Raw genomic sequence first — 21,496 nt, forward strand, 5'->3', positions numbered from 1 at the left:
TTTCCCATTCCGACATTTAGGAGACCTATAATGAAGCTTCGTTTCAGTAAGCCGTTGTTTATCTATTTCTCTGTTTCTCTTATTCTAACGACAGCACTTATTTCCTTCGGTGTTTGGTCCTTTTGGAAGAATGGCCCTGCTAATTTTGATCGCATGACAATGGTCTACGAATCAACTTCTAAATTTGAAGAGGTGAAGAATTCCAATACTCTTGAAGATATTAAAGAGTTGGTAAGAGTTGATCGTACAAAAGAGGCGACATCTGAATTTGAAAGATTTGAAACTTCAATCAAAGAACTAAATGAAATCGTAAGTATTACAGAATATGAAGCTCTAGATAATAACTTTTCTGAGCTTAGAAAGAAGTTAGATGACATTACAACTTCTGCAAACAAATCAACACTTATTAATGTTCTTAGAACGAAGATGATTGGTTTCCAAAACTTTGTTGTTCATAATCAGTGGAGAACACTAACTAGAATTTCTAATAAAATTAAAACTAAAATTTCAGTTGGTACAACTAAGAGTTCTAATTTTTATAGTTACGGGAATTTAAAGCGCCTACATGCTTCGATAGCAGGTGATGTAGACTATATGGAAAAAGTAACAATGAGATCAGTTCTTTCTGATGAAGATAAGAATCTTATTGTTGTTCGTCTTGGAACTTTAAGAACTGAATTAAATCTTTTAGAAAAGTCTCTTAATACACTTCGTGACTTTGATAGTATTTGGAAGACGACAAATAAGAGCTATCTTGCATGGAGTGAGAAGTTTGGGCCAAAACTTACTTATCAAAAAATTGAGTTAAACCAAACTTCTCAAACGACTCTTTATGGACTTGTCGCAATTATTGGAATTTTAGTTACAATCTTTGCTGGTGGGCTTTTTATGTTTGCTTACTCTGAAAAAAGAGCAAAGAAAATGCTTGAAGCAACTTCACTTGATCTTATTAAGGATGGAGTAATACCAGTAAAAGCATCTCTTAAAGGAGATTGGTCACATCCGTTTAAAGAAGAGATTGAAAAATATCGTGGCTATATTCACAAGAGAATGAGTTTTGGTTCGATCTTTCAAGATGCAATGCCTTTCTCATCACTACTTCTTGATTCAAATCTTAATGCTGTTTGGGCAAACTCTTTATTCTATGAGCACTGGAGAATCGATAGTGCTAAAAAAGATATGAGTATTACTTGGGATTACTTAAGTACTTTTACAAACCTCGGTGAAAACGATCCTGTAATAAGTGCTGTAAGAGACGGTGTAGCAGGGATTTATCAGATTCAAGTTAAAACAGAAAACTCTAGCGAGGCAGCACCATTTGAAATGTATGTTTCTCCAGTAGAGTACGCAGATCAAAAACGTATTATGGTTATTTTCTATCCATTAAGAAGCTTAGAAGAGACACTTTCTAATCAAATGAAGTCAGTTGTTTCTCCTGTATGTAAATCTCTAGATGCTCTAATTGAGGATAAATTCAATGGTGAGTTTAGAGAAAAGCTGCAACAAGATTTTTCTGCAGCAGGAATTGATAATGTCTATGAAAAATTCACAAAGGTTAATGATCACTTCTTAATGCAGAAAGCTTCATTCTTAAAAGAAATTGAACTTCTGGAAAATAACTTATTTGAACAATACAAGATTATTGATGACGTTAGAATTATTTTTGAAGGTCAAAAAGATTTACAAAAAGATGCCATTAATAAATTCAAAGTAGCAAAAGATAAAATTGTATCAGTTGTCGAGATGAGAGCTAAGTTTGAAGAAATGAATCGTTATATGATCGAAATGACAAATCGTTTATTTGATGAAGAAATTGAATTAGCGACTCGCTCAGGTGAGATTGTCGAAATTATTAATGAGAATAAGGCCGCTTACGCAGGACTTGTAAGATCTCGTGATCAATTTAAATCGCTAAAGTCACAGGTTGAATTATTTAGAGCAAGAAGTTCTCAAATCATCGATCAAATCCAACGTGGAGTTGCAAGTGACGCAACGGTAGGGAAGTTTGCTGGTGAACTTAAAGAATTTAACTCGACACTGGGAAGTTTTTCAAAAGTTTCAACACAGCTAGATGTTGGGCTTTCTAAAGTTCAAATCATTATGGATAGTAAAGAAGTACCTGATGTTGGTGCTATTAAAGATACTTTCAAAGCAATTAGAAATGAGATTAATGATGTTGCTACACAAACTCAGCATCTATCACGTTTTGCTCAGGAAGAAGATGAGCAGCTTATCTCATCTCTTCGAGGACTATATGGCAGTTTCCAAAACCTTCGTAGTCAAAATGGTGAAATCGAACACACTGTCGCTGACAGTAATCCAATACTATGAAAAAAGGCTCCGTAAGGAGCCTTTTTTATTTCTATAAATTAAAATGATCAAGAAACATATTTAAATTCAAATCTTCAGGTTGACCTGAATTATCGATAACAGTATCAGCAAGCTTTGCTTTTTCTTCGATATCAATTTGCTTTGCTAGAATTTTACAGGCCAGGTCTTTTTCAATTCCGTCACGGGCCATAAGGCGCTCAACTTGCTTTGCACGTGGGCAGTAAACAACGGCCTTGTGATCGATAAAAGAGTCGAGATTCTTTTCAAATAAAAGAGGAACATCGTAGATCACAACTTTTGGAGAACCAAGGTCTTTAAAAGCTTTTAAGAAAGCTTCCGGTAGCTGACGGTAGATTAAGCTTTCAATATCATTTTGAATTTGAATGTCTTGGAAAAAGTATTCGCGTAGTAATTTAAAGTTGATTGTGCCATCTTCTTCGATAACTCTTGGGTAATAATTTTGTAAGTGCTCAAGAGACTCTTGTGTTTTATATACTTCTTTTACAAGAGCATCTGCATCGATGATAGGGAAGCCTTTATCACGTAATACCTTAGATACCGTCGACTTTCCTGTTGCAATGCCACCAGTTAGTCCAACAACAGGACAAGGCATTTGATAAAGACGCTTATCTTTTTTTAGAGTGATAAATTCTTTTTTTAGCTTAATAGGTGATGCTTTCATAACTAGTTACTTTTTTCGATTTCTTTAACGCGAGACCAGAGAGTTTCAAGTTCGTCCTGAGAGCTTTCACGAATAACAATGCCTTCTTCTCTGGCAATGTCTTCAAGTTGATTAAAGCGTCTTTTAAATTTTAAGTTTGCTTCTCGCAATGTGATTTCTGGATCAAGATCGAGATGTCTTGCAAGTTGTGCAACTGAAAATAAAAGATCTCCCATTTCTTCTTGGACTCTTTCTTTATTGAGCTCGCGCCCAGGAGTGAGTTCTTCTTTTAGCTCCTGCCACTCCTCTTCGACTTTATACATTACTTGCGTGTAATCTTCCCAGTCAAAGTTTATTTTATTCGTTTTCTTTCCAATTTTTGCAGCACTTGTAAGGGCCGGAAAAGAGAGGAGTTCATTACAAATTTCATATTTCTTAAGGCTTTCTTCGTTTGCTTTTTCGGCTTTCTTAATTTCTTCCCAGCGTTGCTTAATTTCTGCAACATCCTTGGCCTTATTGTCTGTAAAGACATGTGGATGGCGTCTTACCATTTTATCAGCGATTGTCTTGGCAACAGAGTTAAGATCAAACTTAGACTCTTCGCTTGCTAATTGAGAGTGAAGGACTACCTGGAGAAGAACATCACCTAATTCGTCTTCCATTTTTTTGTAGTTACCATCTTCAACTGCATGCATGAACTCATAAGACTCTTCCATTAAATATTTTAAAAGGGACTTGTGAGTTTGTTCGAGATCCCATGGACAACCATCTTTAGGGTCTCTTAACTTTGCAACAACTTCTCTTAATCTTTCCATTTCGCTTAGTGACATAACTTTGCCTTGGTAATATAATCTATGTAACCTAAGACAGAATAATACACCCTTAAAAAGAGATTGGAAATAATGGCCCATAGCGCAACTATTCAAGTGAACAAATCAAGACTTATTGTTAACTTAGCTGACAATTCTAGAAGTGATTGGGGACTTAAGGCCTGTGAAAATATGCTAAAAGACTCACTTGTTGTCTTAAGCAATTTTCTTTACTCAAAGAACACTTGTTTAGACAAGAAAGTTCACGAAGAGATAGAAGTGGATCTTCACTTTTGCGGCGACTCTCGTATGAGGCAAATTAATCGCGATCATCGAGGTAAGGATAAAACGACAGATGTTCTTTCTTTTCCTATGTATGAGAGCTTGCGTCCAGACAGTACGGATTTCGTTCTTCCTGGACCAGTAATGCTTGGTGATATTATCATCAGCCGCAATGTAGCAGCAAAGCAAGCAAAAGAGTTTGACCTTGAACTTGAGCAAGAGGTTATTCACTTATTTTGTCACGGACTTCTTCATTTGTTAGGATATGATCACGAAATCTCGCAAGAGGAAGAAGAAATCATGGAAGCTCTTGAAAAAGAGATTCTAACTAAAATTAAAAAATCTAGGCAGAAGAAATAGGAAAGTAGAGATGGAAGAAAGTACTCGCATAGCCCTTGGTGAGAAGAAATCACTAATGGCAAGTTACGATGATAAGCTTGCTAGTCTAAGGAGGTCACTTTGATGTTGACCAAAAGTCAGCACGCATAAGTGAAATTCAAGATATGGAGGCCATGCCTGGCTTCTGGGACGACAATCAGAACGCTGCCAAAGTTCAAAAAGAAAAAAACCTTTTAGAAGATGTCGTTAATACTTATACAAAATTAAAAGACTTATATGATGAATTCGAAATTTTAATTGAGTATGCAGCTGAGGGAGATGAAGACTCTGCAACTGGTGCGATTGAAATTTCTGATGAATTTGTCGATGAATTCAATAAGGCAGAACTGAAGGTACTTCTTTCTGACGATGCCGATTCAAATAATGCTATCGTTAGTATCAATGCTGGTGCCGGTGGGACAGAATCATGTGACTGGGCAAGTATGCTCTTTAGAATGGTTAATCGCTGGGCCGAACATAAGAATTTTAAAGTTCAGGTTCTTGATGTACAAGATGGTGATAGTGCAGGAATTAAATCTGCCACGATGCTGATTGAAGGTAATTACGCCTACGGAAATCTAAAATCGGAAACAGGTGTTCATCGTCTTGTTCGTATTTCTCCATTTGATTCAGCAAATCGTCGCCATACTTCATTTGCTTCAATCTTTGTCTCTCCAGAAGTGGATGACGATATTGAAATTGAAGTTGCTGATAAAGATATTCGAATCGATGTTTACCGCTCAGGTGGAGCAGGGGGACAGTCGGTTAACACAACTGACTCTGCTGTTAGGATTACACACTATCCAACTGGTTTAGTTGTTACTTGTCAGAATGAAAGATCACAGCTGCAAAATAAAATTCAGGCAATGAAAGTTCTTAAGTCTCGTTTATATGAGTTAGAGCTAGAAAAGCAAAGAGCAGCAGCTGCCGAAGAAGAAGCTAATAAGAAAGAAATTGGATGGGGAGCGCAGATTCGCTCTTATGTTTTACACCCGTATAAGATGGTTAAGGACCACAGAACTAATTTTGAATCATCACAAGCTGAAAAAGTTTTAGATGGTGATATCGATGGTTTTATGGATGCCTACTTAAGATGGTCAGTTGATGGGATGAAGGAAGAGTAAATTGAGTTTTTTCTATCTGTTTAAAGATTTTCAATTACTTTTCTTTCGTGATCGATCTTCACGCTACTTTATAACGGCCACAATACTCGGCCTAATGTTTTCTTTAGCTGTTATTCTTTGTAGTTTGGCACTCATGGACGGCTTTGGAGTTACTCTTAAAAAGTCTCTTAATGCAGGAAGTGGCGAAATTATTCTTACGGCCACAAATGGTTTTTTTGAGTTAAACGAAAACGAACAAAAAGATCTTAATAATTTTCCAATCGAAACAAAGATACCAATGCTTCGTACTCAATCGTTTGTTAATAAAGACGAAAAGGGAAAGGCCGTCTTTGTTGTTGGTGTTAATGAACAAATCAATCAATTAGACAATGGCCTTGTTGAGCCACAAGAGAATGAAGTTATTATCGGTGATCTTCTTGCAGAGGATTTAAAAGTTAATGTCGGTGATACTCTGAAGTTTAGTTTTTCAGCAGGGAAATTAGGTGAGCGATACTTACCAACAAATGCCGTCTTAAAGATTAAAGATATTAAGACTTTTAAAATTCACGAATATCGAAGTCGTTTCGTCTACGTGAACTTAAAAAAGATTCAAACTCTACTTGGGGTTAAGGATCGAATCAATTTAATGAGTCTAAGGCTAAAGCCTGAGTACCGAAGTCTTGCTAAGATTAATGAAGTGGTAGCTGATATGAAGAGTGTCTTCTATTATGAATACAGCATCGCTCCGTATTGGAGTGACTTTGCAACATTCCTAAAAGCAGTTGAATTTGAAAAGTATATGATCTCAATTGTCTTCTCAATTGTGGTTGTTTTGGCCATCTTTAATTGTCTCGCTTTTATTATTTTCTCTAAGGAAAGACGTTCGCAAGAAATATTCTTACTCTACGCAATTGGACTTTCTCCTAAGAAGTTTAGAACTCTATGGTTAGTTCAAAATATTGGGATCTGGTTTCTTGCCTTTATGGGCTCGCTTATTTGTGTTGAAATCTTTGACTATCTTTTAGGGACACTTGATATCTTCTCACTGCCAACAGATGTCTACCACCTAAATCGCATTGAGCTATTCTTGTCATTAAGAGATATTTTTATTGTTGGATTTATTTCATTTATCTTTATTATATTTTTAACTTTTATAGTACTTAAAAGACTAGATTCAAAATCAATGGCCCAAGGTCTAAGAGAGGAGTTTTCGTAAATGGCAGTTTTAAATGTATCGAATGTTTACAAAGACTTTGGAAACTCACATATCCTAAAGGGTGTTGATCTCGAACTATCTCAGGGTGAACAATGTGTTATCAAAGGTTCATCTGGTTGTGGGAAGTCGACTCTTTTATATTTGATTGGTGGCCTAGAGAATATTACTTCCGGTCAAATTACTGTCGATAACTTAAATATTGGCCAAATGAATGATGCGAAGCTAGCAAATTATCGCAATTCCAAAATAGGATTTGTTTTCCAATTTCACTTTTTACTTTCATCCCTTACTTGTTTAGAAAATATACTTCTACCGGCACGCTTAGGGGGACATGACGTGTCAAAGGTGAAGAAGTATATTCTTTCACTGGCTAAGACCTTAGGGGTCGTTGAGTGCCTGAAGCGTTACCCATATGAAATCTCTGGTGGGCAACAGCAGCGTATCAATCTGATTCGCGCACTATCATTGCGTCCTAAGCTTTTATTGTGCGATGAGCCTACAGGGAATCTCGATTCGAAGAATTCTAAAATTGTGGCCGACCTTATTTTTGAGCTCTCAAGAGAGCTTGGAACAACTCTTCTTGTGGTCACTCATGATGAGGAAATGTCTCGAAAGTTTAGTCGTGTTCATACGATGATCGATGGGATTCTGCATTAATTCGTCACTTTTTTGTGCAGGATGTTCGTTTTTCTTTTTGTAACTTTGTAAGATTATTGATATTTTTTTACTCAAGTATTTTTTGTCTGCACACACACATGACAAGATCGCTGGATCATGGAGACTAGATGATTAACTCTTGGAAGAGTTTTATATATATAATTGTTTTTTCAATTACTTTAAGTATTCAAGCAAGTGAAATTGGACCACGTGTACGTCTATTTAAGATTTCAAGTGTTGAAGTTCAAGGTTTAAAGAAAGTAGAGAAGGAAGCTGTACTCGATAAGCTACGTTCTCGTGCGGGCCTTACTCTTACGAATGAAACACTCTTTGATGATATCAAGACGATCTATAATCTAAAGTACTTCGAATCTGTAGAAGCACATCAAGATGGAAATAAGCTAATCTTTAAAGTCGTGGAAAAACCTATTATCGCTAAGATTGTTTTTAGAGGTAATGATGAGGTTGATAAGGACGATTTAAGCGAGGGTCTTAAAACGAGAGAATATTCTATTCTTGATATTAACTCGATTCAGGCCGATGTTCGCCAGATGGAGAAGACTTACGAAGAAAAGGGCTTCTACCTAGCTAATGTTTCATATGAAATTAGACAAGTTGATAAAGAAAATGTTCACCTTGTTTATAATATTAGTGAATACGATAAGGTTCGAGTTAAAAAAGTTACATTCCTAGGATTAACTGCTTTTGCTGAAGAAGAAGTGAAATCAATTATGGAAACTAGAGAGGAGAGTCTATTCTCATTCCTTTCTGGTTCAGGAAACTTCAAAGAACTTAATTTCAAAACAGATATCGAAAGAATTAAATACTTCTATTCAACGAAAGGTTACTTACAAGTAAACGTGGCCGTTCCTGAAGTTACTGTTTCTGAAGATAAGAAATGGGTTTTCATTACTGTTAAAATTAAAGAAGGTCCAAAATTTGATGTACGTGATGTGTACTTTCAAGGTGAGCTTCTTTTTACAGAAGATGAGCTAAGAGAGAAGACTAAGCTTAAGGCCGGTGAAGTTTATTCAGAAGAGCTTTTAAGACGTGATATTCAAACACTTACAGAGTCATACCAAGACCTTGGTTATGCCTTTGCCAACGTTATTAGAAATATCCAATTAGTTCCTGGTGAGAATAGAGTTGATATCCAATACTCATTTGAAAAAGGGAAACTAGCTAAGTTTGGACGTATCTCGGTAACTGGGAATACAAAAACTCGTGATAAGGTAATCCGCCGTGAACTTAAGATTCATGAAGGTGGAAAATATTCTGGTTCAGGTCTTCGTGAGTCAAAAGAGAATGTTAATCGTCTAGGTTTCTTTGAGCCAGGAAGTGTTATCTTTAATACGGTTTCTTCTCCTGGACAAGATGACGTTCTCGATGTGGAGATCAGTGTTAAAGAAAAGAGTACAGGACAGATCTCTCTTGGTGCTGGTTATTCAACGGCAACAGGTGGATTCTTTCAGGCTTCGATTTCTCAGAATAACTTTAGAGGTTTAGGACAACAATTATCGTTCTCAACTAATATCGCAAAAGAACAACAAAACTTCTCTCTTTCATTTACGGAACCATACTTTATGGATTCAAAATGGACTCTTGGTGGAGAGGTGTTTAGAACTGTTGATACTCAGCTAGACTCATATGATTATAAGAAGCATGGTTTTGCTGCTCGTATTGGTTATCCAATCTTCGATTACACAAGACTTTATACAACTTATAAACTTGAAGAAACTGAGTTAACAGATATTAAAGATCCAACAGTTGATGAGAATGAAGATGGTGTTACATCTTCAGTTCGTCTTGCTGTTGTAAAAGATAAGAGAAATAACCGCTTTGAGCCTACAGACGGATACTACTGGAACCTTGCAACTGAGTATGCTGGTTTAGGTGGAGATAAGAAATGGTGGAAGAACGAAATTGATTTACGCTACTTCTACCCAGTATGGAAAGAGCTAGTATTTAGAAGCCGTTTCTACACTGGTAAAATTGAAGAAAAGCAAGGGATTCCAGTTCCTAGAAATGAGAAGTTCTCTCTTGGTGGTGCTAGAAACCTACGTGGTTACGATATTGAAGATATTGGGCCTAAAGAGTCTGTAACATATGATCACGATAATGATCCAGGAACTCCAGATAAAACAGAGTCATTTAATATCGGTGCTCCATTTACTGCTTTTACAACTCTTGAGCTTGAGCACCCTCTTGCAAAAGAAGCAGGTCTTAAATTTGTTACTTTCTTCGATGCTGGTACAGCAAAGAGACTAGAAGATATCGATAAGATATATATGGATTATGGTTTTGGTTTCCGTTGGTTCTCACCAATTGGTGTTCTAAGATTTGAGTGGGGGGTTCCTATCAACCCTGACCCAGACATGAATAGCGGGACTAAATTCCACTTTGATATAGGACAATTATTCTAATTCGTAAGGAGACGATATGAAAAATTTATTAGTGATTGGATTACTTTTCTCTTCATTAACTGCATCGGCAATGAATATTGGTCGTGTTGATGTTCAAAAAGTTCTTTTAACAGTTAAAGAATCTAAAAAGATCAAAGATAAACTGCAAAAAGAAATTGATAAGAAGCAGGCTGAGCTTAAGAAAGAAGAAGAAGCTCTAGTAAAAGAAAAAGAGAAGTTTGAAAAACAAGCTCTTGTTATGAATGAAAAAACTAAGCAACAAAAAGGTCAAGAACTACAAAAGAAGTTCTTCGGTTTCCAACAAAAGATGCAACAGTACCAAGGTGAGCTTGCAAAAATGGAACAAACTGCAAAGGGACCAATTTTAAATAAAATTAAAGGTGTTGTCGAAGAAGTATCAAAAAGCAAAGGTCTAGATTGGACTTATGAAACTTCAACAACTCCAATTCTTTACATCAAAAAAGTAACTGACATTACTGAAGATGTAATTAAAGCTTACGATAAAAAACATAAGTAACTTGCTAATAAAAAAAGACTCATGAAGGGAATACGTAGGTATTCCCTTTTGTCGTTTTAAAGGAGGGGATAAAATGTCCATTCTGATTAAAAATATTATCGAAAACGATAGCGATATGAGTTTTCTATCTGGAAATTCTGATTACGAAGTAACGGGAATTTCTTCGATGGAAGAGATTATTGAAGGAAGAATACTCTTTATTGGTGCGAAGAAATTCTTGGTCAAGTATCAAGAAGCCAAAGCTAGCGACAATCTTGCATTAATTGTCGATGCAAAACTCTTTGACTCATTAGAGGATTCTCAAAAAAAAGAACTTGAAGATAACTCGAAGGTATTAATTTCTTCAACGAATATTCCTATCTCAATTACAAAAGCATCTAAAATATTTTTCGACAATAAACTTGGTTCACTTAGCTATGATCTAGATGGCCGAAAAAGTGGCATGGCCACTATCCATCCTTCTGTAAAAATAGCTGAGAACGCTTTTATTGGAGAAGGTGTCGAAATTGCTGCTGATTGCACAATCATGCCTGGTTGTGTGATTTTACCAAATGTTAAAATTGCCGAAAATTGTACAATTTATCCTAACGTGACAATTTATCCTCAAACTGTCATTGGAAAGAATTGTCGAATCCACTCAGGTACGACTATAGGTAGTGATGGATTCGGTTATAACTTTCATCAAGGTGTTCATCATAAGATTTGGCACTTCGGTGGAGTTATTATTGGTGATGATGTTGAAATTGGTTCAAATACTAGTATTGACCAAGGAACATTTTCACCGACACGTATTGGCAATGGCGCTAAAATTGATAACCTAGTGCAAGTTGCACACAATGTTCAAATTGGTAATGGAGTTATTCTCTGTGGACAAGCTGGACTTGGTGGAAGCACAAAGATTGGAGATTACGCTGTTCTTGGAGGAAAGGCCGCTGTCGCTGACAATTTAGAAGTCGGGATGGCCGCACAACTTGCTGGAGGTAGTGTCGCTATTGGAAACGTGAAACCGAAGGAAATCGTTGGTGGATACCCGGCAAGACCTATGCGTGAATTTTTACGAGGAATTGCTTTTTTACGAAAGAATATTTAACACGGAAGGTAACGTATGCAATTAAACAAAGAACAAGTAATGCAAATTCTCCCTCATCGCGAACCATTTTTATTCGTGGATGAGATTACAAGTGTAGAAGCTGTAGGTGAAGTGAACGAGTTAAAAGATCTCGTAGGTGCAGTTGTGAAAGGAAATTATACAACTCGTGAAGATCACCCAATCTTCGCAGGACACTTTCCTGGAAATCCTATTCTTCCTGGCGTTGTACAGGTCGAAATGATGGCACAATTCACTTCATTTCAATTAAAGCTTTATTACAAAAATTTAGAAGAAGGTGAATTCGAAGTTGCGCTATTATCAATTGAGGGCGCAAAGTTTAGAAAACCAGTTCACCCTGGTATGAAATTAGATATTGAAACTGTATGTACAAAAATGCGTACTGGTTTCTTACAAAACGATTGCAAAATCTTTCATGAAGGCGACCTAGTAAGCCAGTGTCAGGTTCTTGCATCTTTTAAAGTAAAAGAAAATTAAGAAGGAGCCTCCATGAGCGAGAGATTTCACCCAACTGCAATTATTCACGAGTCTGCTGAAATTGGAGAAGGAACAACTGTTGGTGCATACTGTATCATCGGTCCAAAAGTTAAAATTGGAAAAAACTGTGACATTCGTAACCACGTAATCATTAATGGTATTACAAGAATTGGTGACAATAATAAAATCTATCAATTCTGCTCAATTGGTGAAGAACCACAAGACTTAACTTATAGTGAAGATCCAACAGAAGTTGAGATTGGTGATAACAACGTTCTTCGTGAATATGTATCAATTCACAGAGGAACAATGAAGGATCGTCAAAAAACGACTCTTGGAAATAACTGCCTTCTAATGGCAAAGGTTCACTTAGGACATGATGTTGTTGTTGGTGATCGTGTTATCATGGCAAACTCGACAAACCTTGCTGGTCACGTAAAAGTTGGTAATAAAGTTATCATCGGTGGTGGAACTAATATTTCTCAATTTGTAAAAGTTGCAGAAGGTGCTTATATCGGTGGTGCTTCAGCTATCGATAAGGATATTCCACTTTATTGTACTGCTTATGGTAACCGTGCAAAACTTCGTGGAATCAATATTATCGGTCTACGTCGTGCAGGTGTTGAAAGAAATGCTATTTCTGAAATTGTTGATTTCTTCCGTGATATGGAAGCTTCAACTTACTCACCACGTACATTCGTTGAAACTGAAGAGCTAATGAAGCCATATGCAAATAATGAAATTATCGCGCGCATTAAAGAGCATATTGTAACGACTAAAATGGGAATTGCGCCGTTTTTAAGCTAATAGGAATTAATTATGTCTAAAGTAAAAGTTGCTTCAATTGGTTATGGACACTTAGGTCAATGGCATGCTCAAAAAGCATATAACCTAGATAATTGTGAATTAATTGCAATTGTTGAACCATTTGCCGCTAACCAAGAAAAAGCAAAAGAAAAATACCCTGACATCAAGATTGTCTCTGATATTAAAGAAGTCATTGGAGAGATTGATGCCGCTGTGATTGCAACACCAACAAGTTTTCACTTCGAAATTGCCAAATTCTTACTTGAAGAAGGTAAGCATGTTTTTTGTGAAAAACCAGTTACTGTTACAGTAGAAGAAGCAAGGGATCTAAAGTCAATTGCTACTGAAAAGGGTGTTAAGTTACAAGTTGGACATAGTGAGAGATGCCACCAAGTTTGGGAGCGTCTGGAAGAGTTTAAAGACATTACTGCAAATTCTAGTGTTGCTACAATTGTTAGGAATTCACCGTTTAAGGGAAGGGCCGCTGATGTTGGTGTTGTGGAAGATCTTATGATTCACGACCTGGATCTGGCCCTTATGCTTTTTGGAAAACCTAAGAGTATCAGAGCTTATGGGATGAAGGTTCTTACAGATAAATTTGATCATGTGAAGGCGCTGCTAAGTTATGGCGATCGTCTTGTGACAATTGAAAACTCAAGAAACGATGTAAAAACTGAAAGAAGTGTGCAAATTAACTCGGCGAAGGGAATTCTTAGAGTTGATCTATTAAATAATAAAGCTTCTTACTCAACAGATATTAAAGCTGGTGAGGAGCAAGTTATTAATGAATTTGATTACGAAAAACGTGATCACTTACTAATCGAACAAGAGCGTTTCTATAATGCCATCTTAAATGACACAAAAGAGTTTGTAACAATTGATGATGGAATTGCAGCAATGGAATTAATTGCGGCCGTTAATGAATCGCTTGAAAAAAATATTGAGGTAGAACTTAATTGAAAAGCTGCTTAATAATTGCTGGTGAAAAATCTGGTGAAGAACATGCAATGACATTCCTTGAGACTCTTACAAAGGGAGCTCCTGATACTCAATTCTACGGAGTAGGGGGAGAGCTTATGAAAGAGCAAGGAGTTGAATTACTTTATGATCTAAAAGATTTTTCTACTTGGGGAATAACTGAGGCAGTTAAAAAAGTTCCTTTTTACTATGGTGCTTATAATCGCATTATCGATGAAGTAAAGAAGCGTGGAACGAAAGTTGCTATCTTAATTGATTTCCAAACATTTAATCTTAAATTGGCCATGAAGCTTGAAAAGCTTGGGGTCAAGGTTCTTTACTATGTGGCACCACAAGCTTGGGTTTGGAAAGAGTGGCGTACAAAATACCTTCAGGCTTCTGTTGATACACTCTTTTGTATTCTTCCATTTGAAAAAAAGTGGTTCATGGATCGTGGTGTAAGCAAGGCCATTACGATTGAACACCCTCTACTTAAAAAAACGAAGCCTCTTCTTGAGGGATTTCAAAGACATGAAGTTGATTTTAAGAATGGAGAATTTAATATTCTTCTTCTGCCTGGAAGTCGACGCTTTGAGATTGAATTCATGTTACCTCAGTTTATTAGGGCCTGCCGAAAGCTTAAAGAAAATTATAATTTCAAGCTTTCCATTGTTAAGGCCAGCTCTGTTGATGAGGAGCTATTTTCTCGCTTTGAAGGTGAGTTTGATAGGATTTATGAGGATCGTGAATTAGATACGGCCCTTAAGGAAGCAGACTTTTCATTTGCAACAAGTGGAACTGTTAACCTTTCATTGGCCTTATATAGTGTTCCTAGTGTGATTGCGTATGATCTAAACCTGTTCAATATGTTTATCGCAGAAAATATCGTTAAGTATAAGGGCTTTGTTTCAATTCCAAATTTAATTCTTGGCCATGAAGTTTATCCGGAATTATTAGGAGAAGGTTTTAGTGAATATAATCTTGTTCGTAAGGCCAAAGACTTATTTGAAAACAAAGAACGCTACGGTTTTGTTCTTAGTGAACTTCAGAAGCTAAGAGACTTAACAGAAGGTGAGGATATCGAAGTTTCTCAATATCTTCTCGAAAAAATTAAAAGTGCTTATTTATAATGAGGAATCATGAATAATATTAATATAAAACTCATTAACTTTTTTTCTGTGGCCCTGACTCCAATTAGTTTTCTATGGGAGTGGATCTATCGCCTAAGAAGATTTGCATTTAAGATGGGTATTTTGAAATCGTCATCATTTGAAGTTCCTATCATTAGTATTGGAAACCTCTCTCTTGGTGGTACGGGTAAGACTCCTTTTACTCTTTGGATCGGAAATTATTTGAATGATATTCTAAATAAGAAGACGATGGTTTTAACAAGAGGATACAAAGGTGAGCTTGAGAAATCGAGTGGAATAATTAAAACAGGTAAGAAGATCAGCGAGAATCCATTTGTCTTCGGTGATGAAGCCTTGGTTCTGAGCCGTAACTTAAAGAATGCAAGTGTTGTCGTTGGTGCAGATCGAAGTGATAACTTAAGAAGATACTATGAAGAAGAAAAGGCGGATGTTGTTCTTTTAGATGATGGCTTTCAACATTTAAAGATTAACCGCAATCTAAATATTGTACTCTTTGATTCTCTTCTACCAATGTCAAAGTATCACTGTCCTCCTAGAGGATATTTAAGAGAAGGTGTAAGTGCATTAAGAGAAGCTGATATCGTTTTATTCGGTAGGGCCGATCTTGTTAGCGAAGAAAAACTTGATACTCTTGAGTCATATATTTTAGATAATTGTAAAGCAAATACACCAAGTGGATTTTTTAAATATGCACCTAGTGCAATTAAGAATCTTCTTCACGAAGAAGACTATGCTTTGACTGACCTAAAGGGAAAAAGTGTAATCTGTGTTTCTGGACTTGCTTCTCCTGAAGCATTCTTAAAATTAGTTAAGCAACTTGATGCAAATATAGTTGACGATTTTAATTTCCCTGACCACCACCTCTATAAAGTTAGTGAGTTAGATGGACTTGTCGAATTAGCACAAGAAAAGGATGCCATCATTCTTACAACTGAGAAAGATATTGTTAAAATGAAGAGGTGTTCAAGTAGTGATAAAATTCACTACCTACAAATTGGTATCGAATTTATAAAAGGCGAGCAATTTGTAAAAGATAAAATCAACTCGGTTGTTAGAGGTTAGAGTGAAAAATATTTTTTCTTTAAGTCTTATTGCCTTACTCCTTTTCGGTTGTGCAGGTGCACTCATGAAAAGTGATAGTGACGATGTGGATCTTGTGGAGATCTTCTCTTCTGAAGAAAGTGAGACCCTAGATAAATTTAAAACTACCGAAGCTGAAGAGGTGAAGCCTGCGCCACCTCCATTTTCTTCTTCCATTGAAGAGAAGAAAATAGAGAGAGTTGCAAAGAAAAAAGAAAAGGTCGTTAAAGCTAAGCCTATAGTCAAAGAGATTCCAAAGAAAAAGGTTAACCCTCAAGAAAGTGAAGACTACCCAACAGTTTTTTTAAATTTCGATAAAGAATCTAAAAAGTACTGGGACACTTACCAGCCTATCTTCTTTGTCGGTGAAGAATTTAAATATGAAATTAGTTGGTCAATCTTTAAGGCCGGTATTGCGACAATTAGTACGCAACCAATGGCAAAGATTGGTGATAAAGATGTTCTTCATGTAAATGCACTTTTAGAATCTGCTGAATATTTTGAAGGAATTTATAAACTTAAAGATACTCTTGATGTCTATGTTGATGCTGATAAGGGGAAGTTTTCTTCTTTGAAATATGAGATGAAGCAACGCGAGTCTGGTCAAATTGTTGATGATCTTCAGCTATTTGATCACGATGAATTAAAGACGTATTTCTTCTATAACCGATTAAAGAAAGGGAAGACTAAAAAAGTAAAAAAAGTTGAGTATCTACCACGTTACTTTACTGATTCTTTTTCGGCCCTTTATTTTATTCGTGGTATTCCTATGGAAATTGGAACAAGTTTTGACTTTCCAATTATCACAAGAGGTAAGGCCTGGCTTCTTAAGGCAACTGTTGACGAGATCGAAAATATTACAGTGATGGGAAAATCATATAAGGCTTATAAGATTACGGCACAAACTGAATTTCCTGGTGTTTTAAAGAAGTCGGGAGATATTAACTTTTGGATCTCAACAGATGAAAGTAGAACTGTACTTAAGTTCTCTGCAAAGGTTAAAATTGGAACAGTTAAAGGAGAGCTAATCTCTCATAAAGCAGGAAAGGATACTGGTAAGTAAAATTAATGGTTAATATTTTTAGAAAACAACAGAATATTCTCTACGTTTCTCCAACCTATAGTTCAGGTTCGAAGGAGCGTATGCTTTTAAGAGATAGTATTTTGTTAAAAGAAATAGGCCATAATATCTTTATCTACTGCCTAAAGGATTCATTCCTTCATCGTGAATGTAAGAAGGCCGGTATCGATTGTATCTTTCATACAGGGACAACCAAGCTTCGTGTATGGAATTGGTACAAGCTTTCAAAGCTTAGAGGCATAATAAAGCGTTACGATATTAATATCGTACACTGCTACCAACTTAATTTCTTATGGCCTCTGGCTTCTTTTTTAAGAAAGAGAAACCTAACTGCGCTCTTTTTCACTATCAACTTTGAAGTTAGCAAATTCTACAAGCAATTTTGGTATCGCCGTCTGATAGGAAGGATTGATCTCATCTTCATTCCTTTTAGAGAGATGATCGACTCTATCAACACCCATATGGATGTTCCTATTCGCAAGATTTATTCTTCAGGACTTGGTGTGGATAAGATTAATTTTGAAAAAAAATATACTTTTGATGAAGAGAATCTCATTCACCTTTCTTGTTGGGTAAACGATCATGAAGTTGAATTAAACGACCTCTCTGTATGCTTAGAATCTTTATGGGCGCTAAATCTAGATAATGAGCTACCAAAGAGATTTAAGCTGCATATTTTCTCAAATCGAAAGTGGGAGAGAAATATCCTCTATAATCCTATTAAGGATAGAATTGCTGAGTACAAACTTGAAAACTATGTTGAATTTCATGAGCACGACAATATTTATGAAGTTCGCTCTGATATTTGGATTTCATACACATCAAAGTCGCCAATTGAGGATTATGCACTTCTTGCAATCTTAAAGGGAATTCCTACGGCCGTGCCAAGAAATGCCACAACCGAAGAGTTACACCGTATCTATCATGGCTCACTTGCTACCTATCGCCAGGGTGACGCCAGAGAGCTAAGGGCCAAGGTTAAGGATATTGTCCAAAACAATGCTAAGTACAAGGAATCATGTCTAAAGTCTCGTGATGAGCTTTGGAATGAGCACGGTATCGATGGTTATAAATATAACCTATTTAAACTGTACGAGAAACACCTGAATAAACGCCTAAGGTTCTATAATTAATAAGTTTTTATTGTTGACGTAGGGCCCCGTAAATAATAAGATGCGCAAAATCATTTTAAAGTAAATTGTCTTCAGTAGAAGAGATTTACACTAAAGGCCTTGCCTTTAGATATCAAAAATTAAGGCACTGATTGGACACTTTCAGTTGTCTGCCGTGAGGTAAATTATGACAGATTTAAACAATCTAAAACAATCTTGGATGCAAGGTTACGAAGTTGTTCTTGGCGAAGACGTTGAGACAAGAGATGAAACAGAGTTTTCGAAGCTATTAGATTCGACAGAAACTCCAACATTTACAGAAGGTGAAGTTTTCAAAGGTAAAATTGTAAACATCTCACCTGATTACGTACTTGTTGACATTGGATACAAGCAAGAAGGTCTTGTTCCAAAAAGAGAATTCACTAACTACGATGGTTCTCTAAAAGTTGCACTTGGTGACGAAATTGAAGTTTATCTTGATAAACTAGAGTCTCACCTAGGTAACCTAGTTCTTTCAATGGACAAAGCTCAAATCCTTAAAGCTTGGGATAAAATTTCTGAAGCATGTGAAGACGGTACTCCAGTTACTGGTACAGTTGTAGCAAAAGTTAAGGGTGGTCTTTCTGTTGATATCGGTGTTAAGGCATTCTTACCTGGTTCACAAATTGATGTTAGACCAACTAGAAACCTTGATAAGTTCATCGGTAAAAAGATGGAATTCAAAGTTATCAAATTCAACAAGAAACGTGGAAACATCGTTCTTTCTAGAAGAGCTATTCTTCAAGAAGAAAGAGGTAAACTACGTGGTGAAGTTCTTTCTCAAATTGAAGAAGGAATGGTTGTTAAAGGTATCGTTAAAAACATCACTGATTACGGTGCATTCATCGATCTAGGTGGAATTGACGGTCTTCTACACATCACTGATATGTCATGGGGACGTGTTAAGCACCCATCAAATATCCTTACTCTTGGTGACGAAATCGAAGTTAAGATCCTTAAGTTTGATAAAGAAAAAGAAAGAGTATCTCTTGGTCTTAAGCAAGTTCAAGAAAACCCTTGGGAAGCTGCACACGAGAAGTATGTTGCTGGTACAAAAGTTAAAGGTGAAATCGTATCTGTTAAAGATTACGGTATCTTCATTGAACTTGATGACGGAATCGAAGGTCTAATCCACGTTTCTGAAATGTCTTGGACAAACTCTATCAAGAACCCAACGAAGCACTTCACTGTAGGTGAAATCGTTGAAGCTCAAGTACTAGAAGTTGACGTAGAAAACAAGAGAATCTCTCTTGGTATCAAGCAACTTCAAGAAAACCCATGGGATGCTCTAGAAGCTAAGTTCCCTGTAGGTTCAAAAGTTACTGGTAAAGTTAAATCAATCGTAGAATTTGGTATCTTCGTTGACCTTGGTGAAGAAGTTGATGCTCTAATTCACGTATCTGATTTCTCTTGGACTAAGAAAAATATCAACCTAAACGACGATTATAAAGTTGGTGACGAGATTGAAGCTGCTGTAGTTTCAGTTGATAAAGAAAACCAAAAATTCTGTCTAGGTGTTAAACAACTTAAAGAAGATCCTTGGAAGAAAATTGAAACAAGACTTCCAGTTGGTACAATCGTTGAAGCTCAAATCGTTAGAGTAACTGATTTTGGTGCTTTCGTTGAACTTGAAACTGGTATCGAAGGTCTAGTTCACATTTCTGAACTATCTGAAGATAGAGTTGAGAAGCCAGAAGACGTAGTTAAGAAAGGTGACGTAGTTAAAGCTATGGTTATCTCTCTAGATAAAGATGCGAAGAAAATCGCTCTTTCTATGAAGTCTGCTCTAAACTCTGATACTCAGGGAATGCAACAAGAAGTAGTTAAGTCTGCAACTCTTGGTGATGTTCTTAAGGGCTTCAACCTAGGTAAAGAATAGCGTCATTGTTTGCCCACAGGCAAACTATTGGACGCTATGCTAGCTCCCCATCTCTTTAGCTAGAGATTGGTGTCGAGAGCGAGGGTTCAGGCCCGAGCGGTTCGCAACAGGAGCACGGCAATCACGAAGTGATTGCAAAAAGAATATCTTCATAAAAAAGATATATAAGGCTACCGAAAGGTAGCCTTTTTTGTTTGTGGTAAATAACCAAAAGCCGCGCCATTCGGCTAGCTTTCTTGAGTCACATTCATCTCTGCTTCAAAACTGCCCTTTGGGGCACTTTTGCCGCAGGATGTGCAAAAAGAATATCTTCATAAAAAAAGATATACAGGGCCACTCGAAAGAGTGGCCTTTTTTATTTGTGGTAAATAACCCGCGTAGGCGCAGCCGATCGCGGTAAGCAACTCTCAAAAATAACCCGCGTAGGCGAAGCCGATCGCGGAAACTTCCGAAAGAAGGCACAGATCAACGAACCGAACCCGGTCGTGGATACGCCAACCCCTCGAAAACACACGCCCAATACGGACTAATATTCATTCTTCCATTAAATCCGGTATTCCCCTAAAATATATTTATGCATAAATTAACTAAAAATAACTCTGGTTTTACCCTGCTTGAAATTGTTATGGCCGCAGGCCTCTTGGCCATCATTGCCCTTGGTTTCGCACGTTTCATGAAGACTCAAATGAAGTCGACAAAAACAGCAATTAATCAAACAGAGTTAAATAATTATGCCAATGCTATTAAGGCCTATATGGGAAAACCTGGGACCTGTAAGAGGTCTCTAGCTAAGCTAGGTAAGTTAGAGAATGACCTTATCTTGGATGAGATTGTAAGACCTGATGGTAAGGCCAAGTACACAATAGGGGATAAGATTAGCTCAACGAGTTTCGTTCTTTCTTCAATGTATATTACAAATTTCTATGTGAATAAAGTTGAGGGACAAGACTTCCATCGTGCAGAGCTTAAGTTAAATCTTGAACTTAGTCGTATGAGTGATAATGCATATGGTGGGAAGACTATCATTAAACGCTTTGAAGTTGACCTCTTTGTTAATGACTCAAATCGAGTTGAAGACTGTGGAGTTCTTGGAGGGTTATATCTTCCTAAGATTCCATTTATGAATACCTCTTCAAGCTCTTCTGAAACAGCTAGTTCTAATTCCACTTCAGGTTCTAATAATGATGGTTCTAAAGAGACCAGCTCAGAGTCCGTAAATAATGAATTGTCGACGAAGAGTGATTACAATAAAGCGTTTGAAGACTCAGTTAATGAGGCCGCTCAAAAAACAGGGCAGGCAATATCACAAGAAGATATTAACAAGGCCGTGGATAATAATCCTGAGCTAAAAAAGGCAATGGAATCTCTTAAGTCTCTGCAAGAGAGCACAAAGAAGATGGAAGCGCTTCTAAACGAAGAATTTTAGAC

General features: G+C 36.7%; 19 protein-coding genes. 17 read left to right on the forward strand and 2 right to left on the reverse strand.

The window, feature by feature from the left end; all coding sequences use genetic code 11:
- Positions 1 to 30 precede the first annotated feature (30 nt).
- On the forward strand, positions 31 to 2,331 hold the full coding sequence (locus tag ABMA79_RS06190; protein ID WP_393091088.1) for a hypothetical protein: 2,301 nt from the start codon (positions 31 to 33) through the stop codon (positions 2,329 to 2,331).
- A gap of 31 nt (positions 2,332 to 2,362) precedes the next feature.
- On the opposite strand, the gene coaE is transcribed toward ABMA79_RS06190, so the two are convergent.
- Both coaE and mazG read right to left on the reverse strand, forming a co-directional pair.
- Entirely contained in the window at positions 2,363 to 3,013 is a 651-nt protein-coding gene (gene coaE, locus ABMA79_RS06195; RefSeq protein ID WP_393091091.1) for a dephospho-CoA kinase, read from the reverse strand.
- Positions 3,014 to 3,015: 2 nt separating this feature from the next.
- A complete protein-coding gene (gene mazG / locus ABMA79_RS06200; protein WP_392858422.1) occupies positions 3,016 to 3,822 on the reverse strand; it encodes a nucleoside triphosphate pyrophosphohydrolase in 807 nt (268 codons plus the stop codon).
- A 72-nt stretch (positions 3,823 to 3,894) separates the two neighbouring features.
- On the opposite strand from mazG, the gene ybeY reads away from it, so the two are divergent.
- The 16 genes from ybeY to ABMA79_RS06280 all read left to right on the forward strand — a co-directional run bounded on the left by ybeY (position 3,895) and on the right by ABMA79_RS06280 (position 21,494).
- Positions 3,895 to 4,443 (forward strand): rRNA maturation RNase YbeY, encoded by a 549-nt coding sequence (gene ybeY, locus ABMA79_RS06205; protein ID WP_393091094.1) that lies wholly within the window; start codon positions 3,895 to 3,897, stop codon positions 4,441 to 4,443.
- Positions 4,444 to 4,471: 28 nt separating this feature from the next.
- Positions 4,472 to 5,585 (forward strand): peptide chain release factor 2 gene (prfB, locus tag ABMA79_RS06210; protein ID WP_392860227.1). Its coding sequence is split into 2 segments (ribosomal slippage): positions 4,472 to 4,543 and positions 4,545 to 5,585, totalling 1,113 coding nucleotides; the frame shifts between segments, so codons are not numbered across the junction.
- 1 nt (position 5,586) lies between these two features.
- Positions 5,587 to 6,780: an ABC transporter permease gene (locus ABMA79_RS06215; RefSeq protein WP_392858426.1), complete on the forward strand. Its 1,194-nt coding sequence runs from the start codon at positions 5,587 to 5,589 to the stop codon at positions 6,778 to 6,780.
- Entirely contained in the window at positions 6,781 to 7,437 is a 657-nt protein-coding gene (locus ABMA79_RS06220; RefSeq protein WP_393091096.1) for an ABC transporter ATP-binding protein, read from the forward strand.
- Positions 7,438 to 7,565: 128 nt separating this feature from the next.
- Complete coding sequence (gene bamA / locus ABMA79_RS06225) at positions 7,566 to 9,860, forward strand: outer membrane protein assembly factor BamA (protein WP_393091099.1); 2,295 nt, start codon at positions 7,566 to 7,568, stop codon at positions 9,858 to 9,860.
- A 16-nt stretch (positions 9,861 to 9,876) separates the two neighbouring features.
- Positions 9,877 to 10,377 (forward strand): OmpH family outer membrane protein, encoded by a 501-nt coding sequence (locus ABMA79_RS06230; protein ID WP_392858433.1) that lies wholly within the window; start codon positions 9,877 to 9,879, stop codon positions 10,375 to 10,377.
- A gap of 73 nt (positions 10,378 to 10,450) precedes the next feature.
- Complete coding sequence (lpxD, locus tag ABMA79_RS06235) at positions 10,451 to 11,467, forward strand: UDP-3-O-(3-hydroxymyristoyl)glucosamine N-acyltransferase (protein WP_393091101.1); 1,017 nt, start codon at positions 10,451 to 10,453, stop codon at positions 11,465 to 11,467.
- A 15-nt stretch (positions 11,468 to 11,482) separates the two neighbouring features.
- On the forward strand, positions 11,483 to 11,962 hold the full coding sequence (locus ABMA79_RS06240; protein ID WP_021268699.1) for a 3-hydroxyacyl-ACP dehydratase FabZ family protein: 480 nt from the start codon (positions 11,483 to 11,485) through the stop codon (positions 11,960 to 11,962).
- 12 nt (positions 11,963 to 11,974) lie between these two features.
- Positions 11,975 to 12,769, forward strand: a complete 795-nt coding sequence (lpxA, locus tag ABMA79_RS06245) for an acyl-ACP--UDP-N-acetylglucosamine O-acyltransferase (protein ID WP_021268332.1) — start codon at positions 11,975 to 11,977, stop codon at positions 12,767 to 12,769.
- 12 nt (positions 12,770 to 12,781) lie between these two features.
- Positions 12,782 to 13,729: a Gfo/Idh/MocA family protein gene (locus ABMA79_RS06250; protein WP_393057222.1), complete on the forward strand. Its 948-nt coding sequence runs from the start codon at positions 12,782 to 12,784 to the stop codon at positions 13,727 to 13,729.
- On the forward strand, positions 13,726 to 14,856 hold the full coding sequence (lpxB, locus tag ABMA79_RS06255) for a lipid-A-disaccharide synthase (protein ID WP_393057224.1): 1,131 nt from the start codon (positions 13,726 to 13,728) through the stop codon (positions 14,854 to 14,856). Before ABMA79_RS06250 ends, lpxB begins: the two co-directional genes overlap by 4 nt.
- 9 nt (positions 14,857 to 14,865) lie before the next feature.
- Positions 14,866 to 15,939, forward strand: a complete 1,074-nt coding sequence (gene lpxK / locus ABMA79_RS06260; RefSeq protein ID WP_392858443.1) for a tetraacyldisaccharide 4'-kinase — start codon at positions 14,866 to 14,868, stop codon at positions 15,937 to 15,939.
- A gap of 1 nt (position 15,940) precedes the next feature.
- A complete protein-coding gene (locus ABMA79_RS06265) occupies positions 15,941 to 17,020 on the forward strand; it encodes a DUF3108 domain-containing protein (RefSeq protein ID WP_393091103.1) in 1,080 nt (359 codons plus the stop codon).
- A 5-nt stretch (positions 17,021 to 17,025) separates the two neighbouring features.
- Entirely contained in the window at positions 17,026 to 18,171 is a 1,146-nt protein-coding gene (locus ABMA79_RS06270) for a hypothetical protein (RefSeq protein ID WP_392858447.1), read from the forward strand.
- A gap of 166 nt (positions 18,172 to 18,337) precedes the next feature.
- Entirely contained in the window at positions 18,338 to 20,068 is a 1,731-nt protein-coding gene (locus ABMA79_RS06275) for a 30S ribosomal protein S1 (RefSeq protein ID WP_392858450.1), read from the forward strand.
- A 574-nt stretch (positions 20,069 to 20,642) separates the two neighbouring features.
- On the forward strand, positions 20,643 to 21,494 hold the full coding sequence (locus ABMA79_RS06280) for a prepilin-type N-terminal cleavage/methylation domain-containing protein (RefSeq protein WP_393057228.1): 852 nt from the start codon (positions 20,643 to 20,645) through the stop codon (positions 21,492 to 21,494).
- The last annotated feature ends 2 nt before the right edge of the window (positions 21,495 to 21,496 follow it).

This window comes from Halobacteriovorax sp. HFRX-2_2, assembly GCF_043196705.1.
Lineage (GTDB): Bacteria > Bdellovibrionota > Bacteriovoracia > Bacteriovoracales > Bacteriovoracaceae > Halobacteriovorax_A.